Origin of the sequence: Pseudomonas sp. GM80, assembly GCF_000282515.1 — a bacterium.
Lineage (GTDB): Bacteria > Pseudomonadota > Gammaproteobacteria > Pseudomonadales > Pseudomonadaceae > Aquipseudomonas.
In genome coordinates this window covers 1-12,626 of record NZ_AKJD01000112.1, presented here as the reverse complement: position 1 = coordinate 12,626, position 12,626 = coordinate 1, and the positions used below count along the sequence as shown (strand labels likewise).

General features: G+C 60.4%; 11 protein-coding genes. 4 read left to right on the top strand and 7 right to left on the bottom strand.

All coding sequences use genetic code 11. The features are described 5' to 3' along the window. The first annotated feature begins 2 nt into the window (after positions 1-2). From PMI37_RS18425 to PMI37_RS18415, 3 genes are all read left to right on the top strand, one after another. Entirely contained in the window at positions 3-1,124 is a 1,122-nt protein-coding gene (locus tag PMI37_RS18425; RefSeq protein WP_008083601.1) for a methionine ABC transporter ATP-binding protein, read from the top strand. Beyond that, entirely contained in the window at positions 1,114-1,758 is a 645-nt protein-coding gene (locus PMI37_RS18420; protein ID WP_008083598.1) for a methionine ABC transporter permease, read from the top strand. The genes PMI37_RS18425 and PMI37_RS18420 overlap by 11 nt, the downstream gene beginning before the upstream one ends. 128 nt (positions 1,759-1,886) lie before the next feature. After that, positions 1,887-2,516: a class I SAM-dependent methyltransferase gene (locus tag PMI37_RS18415; protein WP_008083596.1), complete on the top strand. Its 630-nt coding sequence runs from the start codon at positions 1,887-1,889 to the stop codon at positions 2,514-2,516. Positions 2,517-2,600: 84 nt separating this feature from the next. On the opposite strand, the gene PMI37_RS18410 is transcribed toward PMI37_RS18415, so the two are convergent. The 3 genes from PMI37_RS18410 to PMI37_RS18400 are packed head-to-tail and all read right to left on the bottom strand — an operon-like array spanning position 2,601 to position 7,815. Beyond that, a complete protein-coding gene (locus tag PMI37_RS18410; RefSeq protein ID WP_008083594.1) occupies positions 2,601-5,654 on the bottom strand; it encodes an efflux RND transporter permease subunit in 3,054 nt (1,017 codons plus the stop codon). Further along, positions 5,651-6,715, bottom strand: a complete 1,065-nt coding sequence (locus PMI37_RS18405; protein ID WP_008083593.1) for an efflux RND transporter periplasmic adaptor subunit — start codon at positions 6,713-6,715, stop codon at positions 5,651-5,653. Before PMI37_RS18405 ends, PMI37_RS18410 begins: the two co-directional genes overlap by 4 nt. Then, complete coding sequence (locus PMI37_RS18400) at positions 6,712-7,815, bottom strand: efflux RND transporter periplasmic adaptor subunit (RefSeq protein WP_008083590.1); 1,104 nt, start codon at positions 7,813-7,815, stop codon at positions 6,712-6,714. Before PMI37_RS18400 ends, PMI37_RS18405 begins: the two co-directional genes overlap by 4 nt. A 200-nt stretch (positions 7,816-8,015) precedes the next feature. Here PMI37_RS18400 and PMI37_RS18395 point away from each other — a divergent pair, with 200 nt between their 5' ends. Beyond that, positions 8,016-9,176: an AAA family ATPase gene (locus PMI37_RS18395; RefSeq protein ID WP_008083588.1), complete on the top strand. Its 1,161-nt coding sequence runs from the start codon at positions 8,016-8,018 to the stop codon at positions 9,174-9,176. A gap of 124 nt (positions 9,177-9,300) precedes the next feature. Here PMI37_RS18395 and PMI37_RS18390 read toward each other — a convergent pair whose 3' ends face one another. Genes PMI37_RS18390 through PMI37_RS18375 form a run of 4 tightly spaced genes read right to left on the bottom strand, consistent with a single transcriptional unit; the run spans position 9,301 to position 12,263 of the window. Continuing rightward, on the bottom strand, positions 9,301-10,182 hold the full coding sequence (locus tag PMI37_RS18390; protein ID WP_008083587.1) for a transporter substrate-binding domain-containing protein: 882 nt from the start codon (positions 10,180-10,182) through the stop codon (positions 9,301-9,303). Beyond that, positions 10,179-10,961, bottom strand: coding sequence for an amino acid ABC transporter ATP-binding protein (locus tag PMI37_RS18385; protein WP_008083585.1), 783 nt, complete (start codon positions 10,959-10,961; stop codon positions 10,179-10,181). Before PMI37_RS18385 ends, PMI37_RS18390 begins: the two co-directional genes overlap by 4 nt. Then, on the bottom strand, positions 10,958-11,617 hold the full coding sequence (locus PMI37_RS18380; RefSeq protein ID WP_008083583.1) for an amino acid ABC transporter permease: 660 nt from the start codon (positions 11,615-11,617) through the stop codon (positions 10,958-10,960). Before PMI37_RS18380 ends, PMI37_RS18385 begins: the two co-directional genes overlap by 4 nt. Next, positions 11,598-12,263 (bottom strand): amino acid ABC transporter permease, encoded by a 666-nt coding sequence (locus PMI37_RS18375; RefSeq protein ID WP_008083580.1) that lies wholly within the window; start codon positions 12,261-12,263, stop codon positions 11,598-11,600. The genes PMI37_RS18380 and PMI37_RS18375 overlap by 20 nt, the downstream gene beginning before the upstream one ends. Positions 12,264-12,626 lie beyond the last annotated feature (363 nt).

Genomic DNA, 12,626 nt, shown 5'->3' with positions numbered 1-12,626 from the left:
GCATGACGGCCGCGATCCAACGGCGACTGGATATTCCAGAGCCACACAATGCTGAAAAAACCGAACTGCATCCGGAACTGAATCGCGCTCATGTGCGCTTCATCGGCCTAGGCAAAACCTACAACGGTCGACAAGGCCCGGTCGCCGCGTTGCAAGGCATTGATCTGGCGATTCAGCGCGGTGAAGTGTTCGGCATCATCGGCCGCAGTGGCGCCGGCAAGTCGTCGCTGATCCGCACGATCAATCGCCTGGAACAACCGACTTCGGGGCGGGTGCTGATTGATCAGGTCGACATCAGCGAGTTCGATGAAGACCGCCTCGTGGCGCTGCGTCGACGCATCGGCATGATCTTCCAGCACTTCAATCTGATGTCGGCCAAGACCGTTTGGCAGAACGTCGAACTGCCGCTGAAAGTCGCTGGCGTGCCGAAAGAGCAGCGCGAGAAAAAAGTTCGCGAATTGCTCGAACTGGTCGGCCTGCAAGAAAAGCACAAAGCCTATCCGGCGCAGCTTTCCGGTGGGCAGAAACAGCGCGTCGGCATCGCCCGCGCATTGGTGCATGACCCGGATATCTTGCTCTGCGACGAGGCCACTTCGGCGCTCGACCCGGAGACCACCCAGTCGATCCTCGGCCTGCTGCGCGAGATCAACCAACGCCTGGGCCTGACCATCGTGCTGATCACTCACGAAATGGCGGTGATCCGCGAAATCTGTGACCGCGTCGTCGTGCTTGAGCATGGCCGCGTCGTCGAGCAAGGCCCGGTGTGGGAAGTGTTCGGCAATCCGCAGCACGAGGTCAGCCAGACCTTGCTCGCGCCGTTGCAGCACGCCTTGCCGGAAGAATTGCAGAGCCGTTTGCACCCGCAGCCGCCCTCCTCCGACGCAGCCGTGGTGCTGCGTTTGCAGTTCACCGGCAGCGCCAGCGACGAACCGGATCTGGCCGCGCTGTTCACCGCTCTCGGCGGCCGGGTGAAGTTGCTGCAGGGCGGCGTCGAACGGATTCAGGGGCACGCGCTGGGGCAACTGCTGTTAGCCGTCAGCGGCTCAGCGTCAAGCGCCGAGCAATTGCGCGAGCGTGCCACGCCATGGGCGCAACGAGTGGAGGTATTGGGTTATGTGGCTTGATCGCTTGTGGCAGGGGTTTATCGACACGTTTCTGATGGTCGGTGTGTCGTCGCTGATCGCCCTGCTGGTGGGCATTCCGATGGCGGTGATTCTGGTCACCAGCGACAAGGGCGGGATCTACGAAGCGCCGGTGCTGAACCGCGCGCTGGGCGCGTTCGTGAACCTGTTTCGCTCGATCCCGTTTCTGATTCTGATGGTCGCGCTGATTCCGTTTACCCGGTTGATTGTCGGGACAACGTATGGCGTCTGGGCGGCCGTGGTGCCGCTGACGATCGCGGCGACGCCGTTCTTTGCGCGGATTGCCGAAGTGAGTCTGCGTGAGGTCGATCATGGTTTGATCGAGGCGGCGCAGGCGATGGGGTGCCGGCGTTGGCACATTGTCTGGCATGTGCTGTTGCCTGAGGCGCTGCCGGGGATTGTGGGCGGGTTCACGATTACGCTGGTGACGATGATCAACTCTTCGGCGATGGCCGGGGCGATCGGGGCTGGCGGGCTGGGGGATATCGCTTACCGCTACGGCTATCAGCGCTTTGACAGCCAGATCATGTTGACGGTGATTGTGTTGCTGGTGGCGTTGGTGGCGCTGATTCAGTTGGGTGGGGATCGCTTGGCGCGGGGGTTGAACAAGCGCTGAGGCAAGATCAAAAGATCGCAGCCTGCGGCAGCTCCTACATAGGCAACACATTCCAATGTAGGAGCTGCCGCAGGCTGCGATCTTTTCGCTTATAGTCGGCACATCTTTACCTGAACGTGCAGCCGACCATGAAGCAAACCCCCACCGACCTCGAGCAGATCACCGCCACCACCCTCGGCCATTACAACTCGGTGGCCGCAGACTTCCGTGAAGGCACCCGCGATCACGATGTCAGCCAGAACATCGATGCATTGTTGCGACATATGCAGGGCACGGCGCCGTTCACGATCCTGGATTTCGGTTGCGGCCCGGGCCGGGATTTGCAGACGTTCACGCGCATGGGTCACGTTGCGGTCGGGCTGGACGGTTCGCAGGAATTTGCGCGGATGGCGCGCGAGGACAGTGGCTGTGAGGTGTTGCAGCAGGATTTTCTTAAGCTGGATCTGCCGGCTGAACGCTTTGACGGGATTTTTGCCAATGCGGTGCTGTTTCATGTGCCGTTGCAGGAATTGCCGAGGGTGCTCAAGCAATTGCATGGCGCGTTGAAGACGGGTGGGGTGTTGTTCAGTTCGAATCCGCGTGGGGACAACCGTGAGGGCTGGAACGGGCCACGGTATGGCTCGTATCACGATCTGGAGGCGTGGCGCGGGTTGTTGACGGCGGCGGGGTTTGTCGAGCTGGAGCATTACTTCCGGCCGGCGGGGCTGCCGCGCGAGCAGCAGCCTTGGTTGGCCAGTGTCTGGCGGCGTGTGGGTTGAAGAGCAAAAGATCGCCGCCTGCGGCAGCTCCTACATGGGGTGATATGTAGGAACTGCCGCAGGCTGCGATCTTTTGCTTTTGCCTCAGTCCGCGTCTTTTTTCGGTTCGCGAATTTTGTACCAGGCCACATACAGCGCCGGCAGGAACAGTAGCGTCAGTAACGTCGCAATCACGATCCCGCCAATCATCGCGTAGGCCATCGGCCCCCAGAACACTTCCCGGGCAATCGGGATCATGCCCATGCTCGCCGCCGCAGCGGTCAGCAGAATCGGCCGGCGGCGGTGCTCGGTGGCTTCCACCACCGCGTCCCACGGTTCATAACCCTTCTTCTCGTACTCATCGATCTGCGTCACCAGAATCACCGAGTTACGGATGATGATGCCGATCAGCGCCAGAATCCCCAGAATCGCCACGAAGCCCATCGGCGTGCCCGTCGGCACCAGCGCCAGCACCACGCCGATCAGCCCCAGCGGCGCGACACTCGCGACGAGGAACATCTTCTGCACGCTGTGCAACTGGATCATCAGGAAGGTCGCCATCAGAAACAGCATCAACGGCAGCACCTTGGCAATCGGCCCCTGGGCCTTGCCGCTTTCCTCGACCGTACCGCCGGTGGCGACTTTGTAACCGACCGGCAGCTTGGCGGCGAAGGCATCAATCGACGGCTTGAGGACTTTCACCAGGTCGGTCGGCTGGATTTCGTCACGCACCGAGGCCTTGATGGTGATGGTCGGCAACCGGTCGCGACGCCACACCAGCGGCTGCTCCAGTTCATAGCGCACAGTGGCGAATGCCAATAGCGGAATCGACGTGCCGCTCGGCGTGACGATCTGCAGATTCTGCAGGGTTTCCGGTGTACCGCGTTCGGAATCCACCGCGCGCCCGACCACGTTGATCAGGTAGATATCGTCATCGACCTGAGTCAACGGCGAGCCACTGACGATGCTGTTCATCAGGTTCGCCACGTCTTCGGACGACAGCCCGAGCTGGCGCGCCTTGTCCTGTGCAATATCGATGCGCAGGACTTTGCCCGGCTCGTTCCAGTCGTAAATGATCTCGCCGATGTGCGAGTTCTTGTCCAGTTCGGTGGCGAGGTCGATGGCGTGCTTGCGCACCTGATCGATGTCCTTGCCGCTGACCCGGTACTGGATCGGACGCCCCACCGGTGGGCCCATTTCCAGCGCCTGAACGTAACTGCCGATGCCGACAAACTCCTTGTGCAGGCGCTCGCGCAGGCGTTGGCTCAAGGCCTCGCGGGCTTCGAAGTCCTTACTGACGATGACCAGTTGCGCGTAGTACGGGTTCTGCAATTGCTGGTCGAGGGGCAGGTAGAAACGGATCGCGCCCTGACCGATGTAGGTGCTCCAGCGCACGATGTCCGGGTCACCCTTGAGGGTTTCTTCAAGCTTGTCGACAGCCTTGCGGGTCTCATCGATCGAGGCGTTTTGTGGCAGGTTCAGGTCGACCAGGATTTCCGGGCGGTCGGAAGATGGAAAGAACTGATTCTGTACAAAACGCATGCAGAAAATCGACAGCGCAAACAGCAGCACGGTAAAGCCGATTGCCCACCAGCGGTTGCGCATGGCCCACAGCAAACCGCCATTGAACGCACGACCGACACGCCCCGGCTCGGCGGAATGGGGTTTCACGTTGGCACTGAGGATGTGCACACCAATCACCGGCGCAAAGAACACCGCCACCACCCACGACACGAGCATCGCCACAGCGATCACCGCAAACAGCGTGTAGGTGTACTCGCCGGCCGAGCTGGCGTTGAGGCCGATCGGCACAAAACCGGCGACGGTCACCAGCGTACCGGTGAGCATCGGGAACGCCGTCGAGGTGTAGGCGAACGTTGCCGCCTGCTCTTTGGTCTCGCCCATTTCCAGGCGCGTGACCATCATCTCCACGGTGATCATCGCGTCGTCCACCAGCAGGCCGAGGGCGATGATCAACGCGCCGAGGGAAATCCGCTGCATGGTGATGCCGCTGTATTCCATGTACACAAACACCATGGCCAGCACCAACGGGATCGAGCACGCCACCACCAGTCCGGCGCGCACGCCGAGGCTGATAAAGCTCACCACCAGTACGATGATCACTGCTTCGAACAGCGCGCTGGTAAAGCCGCCAACGGCTTCTTCGACCACCACGGCCTGATCGGAAACGGTGTGCACGCCAACACCGACCGGTAAATCGGCAGTGAGTTGGTCGATGCGTTCGTGCAACGCTTTACCGAACGCCTGCACGTTGCCGCCCTTCTGCATGGCAATGGCCAGGCCGATCGCCGGTTTGCCGTCGAAGCGGAACTCCGGTGTCGCCGGGTCGACGTAACCACGACTGATCTCAGCAATGTCGGCCAGACGATAAAAACGATCATTGAGCTTGAGATTGACCTCGGCGAGGTCCTTTTCCGAGGCGAACTGCCCCGAGGTGCGCACGGAAATCCGCTCGGGACCGGCCTCGATCACCCCGGCCGGGGTCACGGCGTTCTGCGATTGCAGGCTCTGCACCACCTGACGCTGATCGATGCCCAGCGCGGCGAGTTTGCGCGTGGAGAAGTTCAGGTAGATCACTTCGTCCTGCTGGCCGACCATTTCGATCTTGCCCAGCCCCGGCACGTTGCGGATCTCGGCTCGCGCCTGCTCCACATAGTCACGCAGCTGGCGCATGGTCAGTCCGTCGGCGGTAAACGCATACACGGAACCGAAGACATCGCCGAACTCGTCGTTGAACCCCGGCCCCTGAATACCCTGAGGAAACTGCCCGCGAATGTCGTCAATCTTCTTGCGCACCTGGTACCAGATTTCCGGAATGTCCTTGGCGCTGGTGGTGTCGCGCAGGTACACGTACACCGTCGATTCGCCGGGGCGCGTGTAGCTTTTCACGTAGTCGAGGGAGTCGAGCTCTTCGAGTTTTTTCTCGATGCGATCGGTGACCTGCTTGAGGGTTTCTTCCTGGGTCGCGCCCGGCCATTTGGTCTGGATGACCATGGTCTTGATGGTGAACGAGGGGTCTTCTTCGCGTCCGAGGTTGAAGTACGAGAACACTCCCATGAGCAATCCGACGAACATCAGATACCAGACGAAAGACTGATGCTTGAGGGCCCATTCGGAGAGGTTGAAAGAGCCTTTCATTGACTGTCCTCGTCAAGTTTCACGGATTGTCCGGGTTTGAGACTATTGACGCCGGCGCTGACCACACGCTCGCCGTTCTTCACCCCGCCGGCCAGCACCACGGTGCTGTCGGTGCGGCTGATGACGCTGACGTCGCGAGGGCTGACGGTTTTGTTTTGTGTGTCGATCACCCAGATGCGCGGCTTGCCGTCGACCTCCTGCAGCGCCGTGGCGGGCAATTCGATACGCGGTTTGATCGCCGAACTGAGGGTCACGCTGATCGCCGTGCCGAGACGGAAACCGTCCGGCGTATCCGCCAGGGTCAGCCGCGCGCGACGGGTGCGCGTGGCGCTCTGGGCCTGCGGTTCGATCTCGCGAATGACGGCGGTGGTGTTGATGCTCGGATCAAGTTGCGCCGCCACCGAAAACACCACGTCGCTGGGGATCTGATCGACCAGGGTATCGGGCAGATCGATCACCGCCTCCTTGATGTCCGGTTGCGCCAGCGTCACCACTTGCTGGCCGGCGGTGACCACCTGCCCGGCCTCGGCATTCCACGCGGTGACCACGGCTTTATGGTCGGAACGCAGTTCGGTGTAGCCGAGTTGATCCTTGCTCTGATTGACCGCAGCGCGTGCTTGATCAAGTGAAGCCTGAGTGGTTTTCAGATCGGTATTGGCGACGTCCAGTTGCGCCTGCGCGCCAACACCGCGATCGAACAGCGCCTGCTGGCGACGAGCGTTAGCCTGAGCGTTGATCAATTGCGCCTGGATTTTCGCCAGATCGCCCTGAGCCGAGCGCAACTGGTTCTGCTGATCCGACGGGTCGAGGGTGGCGAGCAACGTGCCCTTCTCGACCTCGGCACCGACATCGACATTACGGCTGGCGATACGGCCACCGACGCGGAATCCGGTGTTGCTTTCGTATCGGGCCTGAATGCTGCCGGCAAAGCGCCCGAGGCTTTCTTCGCTCAACGCTTCGACCGTCACCGACAACACCGGGCGAACCGGCTCGGGCGGCGGTTCTTTCTTCGAGCAGGCCGCCAGCAACACCGCCATGGGCAATAGCCAAAGACGCTTCATGGCTGGGCTCCCGGTTGCAGATCCTTGTAGGTGTTTTCGGCGATCTCGACTTTCATCCCCGGGTGCAACAATTGCCCGCCGGCGACGATGACTTTCTCGCCGCCCTTGAGGCCTTCGCTGATGATGACTTTGCCGGTCAGGTAGCGGCCGACCGTGACCGTGTGCAATTGCGCTTCGCCGTTGTCGTCGACCATCCACACTGCGGGGTCGCTGATGTTTTTGGTCAGTGCCGACCACGGCAACTCGACGGCTGATTTGCCGGTGCCCTTGGCGGTGGCGCTGACCACCGAACCGAGCTGCATGCCCGGCGGCAGTTTGTCGAGGGTGACTTTGACTTGCACGGTGCCCGATTGCGCGGATACCGCCGGGGTGACTTCACGCACGGTGCCAGTCGTTTTGATCTCGGGATTGTCGAGCAGGCTGACGGTGATCTTGTTATCCGTGGGACGCTCGGCAAGCAGCGACTCATAGACGTTGAACACCGCGTCGCGGTCGCCATCGCGGGCCAGACTGAAAATCGGCGCGGTGGCCTGCACCACTTGGCCGACTTCGGCCTGGCGCTCGGTGATCACGCCCGGCGCATCGGCGATCAGCGCGGTGTAGCTGAGTTGATCCTTGGCATTGGCCAGTTGCGCCTGCGCCGCGCTCAAGGCGCTCTGGCTGCTGCGCAAGGCGGCTTGCGCGGAATCGTATTCGCTCTGGCTGGTGTAGCCCTTGGGCAAAAGTTTTTGCTGACGGACGAACGCCGCCGCGCTCTGCTTCACCCGCGCCTGTTCGGCGACCACTTGGGCTTGAGCGGAATCGACGTTGGTCTGCAAGTCCTTGGGATCGAGCTTGGCGAGTACCTGTTTGGCCGTGACCCGGTCGCCGACGTCGACCATGCGCTGGATGATCTTGCCGCCGACACGGAAGGACAATTCAGTTTGCACGCGTGCCTGCACATCACCGGTCAAGGTCACCGAAGCCGCGTAATCCGTAGGTTTGACTTCCTGTACGAAGACCCTCGGCAAGTATTCCTCAGGGGCTTTTTTCTCGCCGCAGGCGGTCAGCAGGGTGAACAGACTCAGCATGACCGCTGTTTTCAATCCGGGACTCACCATGCAGACTCCTTCCTGTGTACGAACGTGCAAGTGACGATACGACTGTGAGCTTAGAACAGGGTTCCGCCTTCGCCTGCGCGATCACAACATTTCCCTGTAGGAGCTGCCGCAGGCTGCAATCTTTATGATGTTGTTTGCAAAGATCAGAAGATCGCAGCTTGCGGCAGCTCCTACAATGGGCGTCCAGGAGAAGGATATTCATGCTCAAGACTCTGGCGGTGGCCAATTACCGCTCGATCAATAAATTGGTGATTCCACTCGGCCGGTTGAACCTGATCACCGGCCCCAACGGCAGCGGCAAGTCCAACCTGTACCGAGCGTTGCGCCTGTTGGCGGAAACCGCGCAGGGCGGTGTGGTCAATGCGCTGGCGCGTGAGGGTGGCCTGGATTCGACGTTCTGGGCCGGGCCGCAAACCCTCAGCCGGCGCATGCGCAACGGTGAAGTGGCGATTGAGCCGACCGTGCGTCAAGGCGTGAAGCGCCTGCGCCTGGGCTTTGCCGGCGAGGACTTCAGTTACTCGATCGCCCTGGGTTTGCCCGAACCGAGCCGCTCGTTTTTTTCCCTCGACCCGGAAGTCAAACGCGAATGCATCTGGGCCGGGCCGGTGTATCGCCCGGCCAGCCTGCTGGTGGATCGCAATGGCCCGATGATCCGGGCCCGTGAAGACCGCAGCTGGGACGTGCTGGCGCAGCACACGCCGAACTTCGACAGCCTGTTCGACCAGGTCGGCAGCCTGCGCAGCTCGCCGGAGGTGTTCCAGATGCGCGAATTCATCCGCCGCTGGCGCTTTTATGATCACTTTCGCAGCGATGCCGACGCACCGGTGCGCCAACCGCAACTGGGTACGCGCACGCCGGTGCTGCATCACGATGGCCGCGATCTGGCGGCGGCATTGCAGACCATCATCGAGATCGGCGATCCCGAGGCTTTGCAGAGCGCCATCAGCGACGCGTTCCCCGGCGCACGGCTGCGGATCGAGCCGTTGGCGGGAGGACGCTTTGCCATCGAGTTTTATCAGGAAGGTTTGTTGCGGCCATTGTCGGCGGCGGAGTTGTCGGACGGGACGTTGCGCTATTTGCTGTTGGTCGCGGCATTGCTGACGCCACGACCGCCATCGCTGATGGTGTTGAACGAACCGGAAACCAGTCTGCACCCGGATCTGCTGCCGGCACTGGCGCGATTGATTATCCGTGCCTCGGAGCAGTGTCAGGTGTGGGTGGTGTCGCATGCACGGCGGTTGATATCGGCGTTGCAGGAAGATCCAGAATGCAACTGCATCGTGCTGGAGAAGACGCTGGGGCAGACCGACATGGTTGGGCAGCGGGTGCTGGATGAGCCGGCGTGGCATTGGCCGGATTGATTGAACAGCCAAAAAGATCGCAGCCTGCTTTGGAATACGTTCCTATGTAGGAGCTGCCGCAGGCTGCGATCTTTTGCCCTTCAATCAATCCCTTCAATCAATCCCTTCAATCAACCCCTGCAAATCAGCCCTGCCACTTGCCGCCTTCAACAATCACGCTCTCAGGCTTGGTGTCATCGCTCAGTTCTTTACGCACATATTGGTCATACAGCTTGAGCAGGTATTTCTCCTCACCCAGCTTGGTCAACTCGGTATTCACCCAGTCACGCAATTCGATATTGCCCTTCTTCACCGCCGGCGCGATCGGTGCCTCGGCACCGAGCTTGGCATCCAGCACGCGGTAGCCCGGGTTCTGCTTGGCCCAGCTGAACAGCACCAGGTTGTCTTGCGCGTAGGCATCGCCACGGCCATTGGCCAGGGCTTGCAGCGACTCGGAGTTCTTTTCGAACTTGAGCAGTTTCCAGTCCGGGTGGTTCTTGGTCAGCCAGATATCGGCGGTGGTGCCGGTGGTGACGATGGTGGTGCGGGTCGCCAGGTCATCCAGGTTTTTCACCGAGCTGCTCTGCGGCACCAGCGCCTGCACTGCGACCTTGAGATTCGGGTTGGTGAATTCCACCGCTTCCTTGCGCTCCGGCGTCACGGTCATGTTGGCGAGGATCAGGTCGACCTTGTCGCTCTGCAGAAACGGAATGCGGCTCGCCGGTTCGACGGCAACGAACTCGACCTTGTTTTCATCGCCGAGCAGATCCTTGGCGAAACGACGGCCGATGTCGGTATCGAAACCCACGTAGCGCCCCGCTTCATCGACAAAACCGAACGGCGGCTTGTCGGTAAACACGCCGACGATCAGTTTGTCGCGAGCCTTGATCTTGTCCAGATAGCTGGCCGGCGCAGTGCTTTCGCTGGCGACTTTCGGCTTTGGCGGCTCTTCGGACTTATTGCAACCGGCCAGCAGCGCGAGGCCGAGCAGTGGCAGTAAAAACAGGCTTGATTTGGCAGTTTTCATAACAGTTCCAGTTCCTTTGTCGAATTCGTTTTTGGCAGTGTTGCAACGAAGGAGAACTTCTCCAGAAACTGCTGCGCGCGTGCGGTTTGCGGGTTCGTAAAGAAAATCTCGGGTGGGGTCTGTTCAAGGATGCGCCCGGCATCCATGAACACGATGCGGTCAGCCACCGCGCGGGCGAAGGCCATTTCGTGGGTGACGATCAACAGGGTCATGCCTTCGCGCGCCAAGCCCTGGATGACCTGCAAGACTTCCTTGACCATTTCCGGGTCGAGGGCGGCGGTGACTTCATCGAAGAGCATCACGCGCGGGTTCATGCACAGCGAACGGACGATGGCGATACGTTGCTGCTGACCACCGGAGAGCTGACGCGGGAAGGCGTCGCGCTTGTCCAGAAGTCCCACGCGCTCAAGCAACGCCTCGGCTTGTTGCTGCGCTTCGCGGCGCTGACGCTTTTGCACTTTCAGCGGGCCGAGCAGCAAATTGTCGAGCACGCTCATGTGCGGGAACAGGTGATAGCTCTGGAAAACCATGCCGATCTGCTGGCGGATCTCGCGCCAGTCGGTGGCCTTGTCCAGCAGCTCGCGGCCGACAAATTTCAGGCTGCCGCTGTGCGCCTCTTCCAGACCATTGAGGCAACGCAGCAAGGTGCTTTTGCCGCAACCGCTGGGGCCGAGGATGACGATCACTTCACCGCTCTGCACCTGCAGATCAATGCCGTTGAGCACTTGCTGCTCGCCATAGAATTTGTTGAAACCGTGAAACTCGATCAATGCGCTCATGCTTGCGTCCAGCGCCGCTCCAGCACGCGCGAAGCGGCCGAGAGCGGGTAGCAGATGAAAAAGAAAAACAGAAACAGCGCGCCGTAGATCAGCACCGATTCGTAGGTGCGTTCGATGATCTGCTGGCCGACCTTGATTACGTCCACCACACCGATCAACACCGCCAGCGAACTGGTCTTGATGATCCGCGTGTAGACGTTGATGGTCGGCGGCGTCATGCGTTTCAGCGCTTGCGGCAGCAATACGTAGCCGTAGAGTTGCGCGGCGTTCAGGCCAATCGACAGCCCCGCTTCACGCTGCCCGCGCGGCAACGAATGCAACGCGCCGCGCGCCACTTCGCCGACCTCGCTGGCGCCCCACAGCGACAGCACCAGCACTGCGCACCAAAAACTCGGAATGCTCAGGCCGAAGAAAATCGGCAAGCCGAAGAACAACAGGTACAACCAGACCAGCACCGGAATCGCCCGGAACAGCTCCAGATACACCCGCAAAATCGCGTTAAGCCACGTCACGTTGAGCGTGCGCAACACGCCGTAGAGCACGCCGCCGATGGTGCTGATGGCGATGCTCAGAAACGAGATCGACAAGGTTTGCCCGGCGCCTTTGGCCAGTTGCGGCAACGACACCCAGAGCAGTTCAAGACCCGAACTGGCCATGCTGGAGCCTCCTTTCCAGACGGCTGAGCAACAGCGACAGCGGCAAGAACAACAGCACGCAGATCAGTGTCAGCACGGCGAGCATTTCGTAGGTTTTGTAATAGAGCGCGATGTAGCTCTTGGTGGTGTAGAGAATTTCCGGCACCGCCACCGCCGAGACCACGGTGGTTTCCTTGAGCAGAAAAATGAAATTGGCGAACAACGACGGCAGGCTGAGAATCCCCGCTTGCGGCAGGATCACGTAGCGCAGCAACTGACCGTGGGACAGGCCGATCGAACGCCCGGACTCCAGTTGCGCCTGCGGCACCGCATCGACGCCAGCCCGCAGCACTTCTGTGAGGTAGGCGCCGCCGAGGAAGGTCATGGTGATGATCGCAGCGGTGAAACCGGACACCTGGATTCCCACTGCCGGCAAGGCGAAGTAGACGAAGAACAACTGGATCAGCAGCGGCGTGTTACGCGCCAGCTCTACGTACAGGCCGACCAGTTTTTGCAGGTAAGGCGTGCGGAACACCAGAATCGTCGCGTTGAGCAGCGCCACCAGCAATGAGGTGCCAATGGCGATAAAACCCACCTGCAGCGTCACGCCCACGGCTTTGAGAAACGCCGGCAGGGTGCTGAGGATAAAAGCGTAATCGAAGGTCATGAAACGTCCTGGACGCCGCTCGGTAAGCGACGGTGGTGCAGTCCGTGGACAGCGGATGGCTGTCCGGCAAGCACCGACTTTATAGGTATAAAAACAAGAATTTAAATACCGTTAAAGCATATTGATATCACCCAAAAAACTATCCTGTCGATTTGCCGGGAAGAAAGAAGAAGGCTATTTTCCCTAGCGCTGTAGGAAGGATCTTTTTTTCATAAAAGCCCTCCAAGGACGAACAGCTTTTGGCCAGACTCCCCGGCCGAACCCATTACAAGGAAGACAACATGGACGTAAAAGTGCCGCAGCGACTGGATCCGCAGGAGATTGTGAAATTGTTGGTGGCGTTGCGCCGGGCGTTGAAGGCTG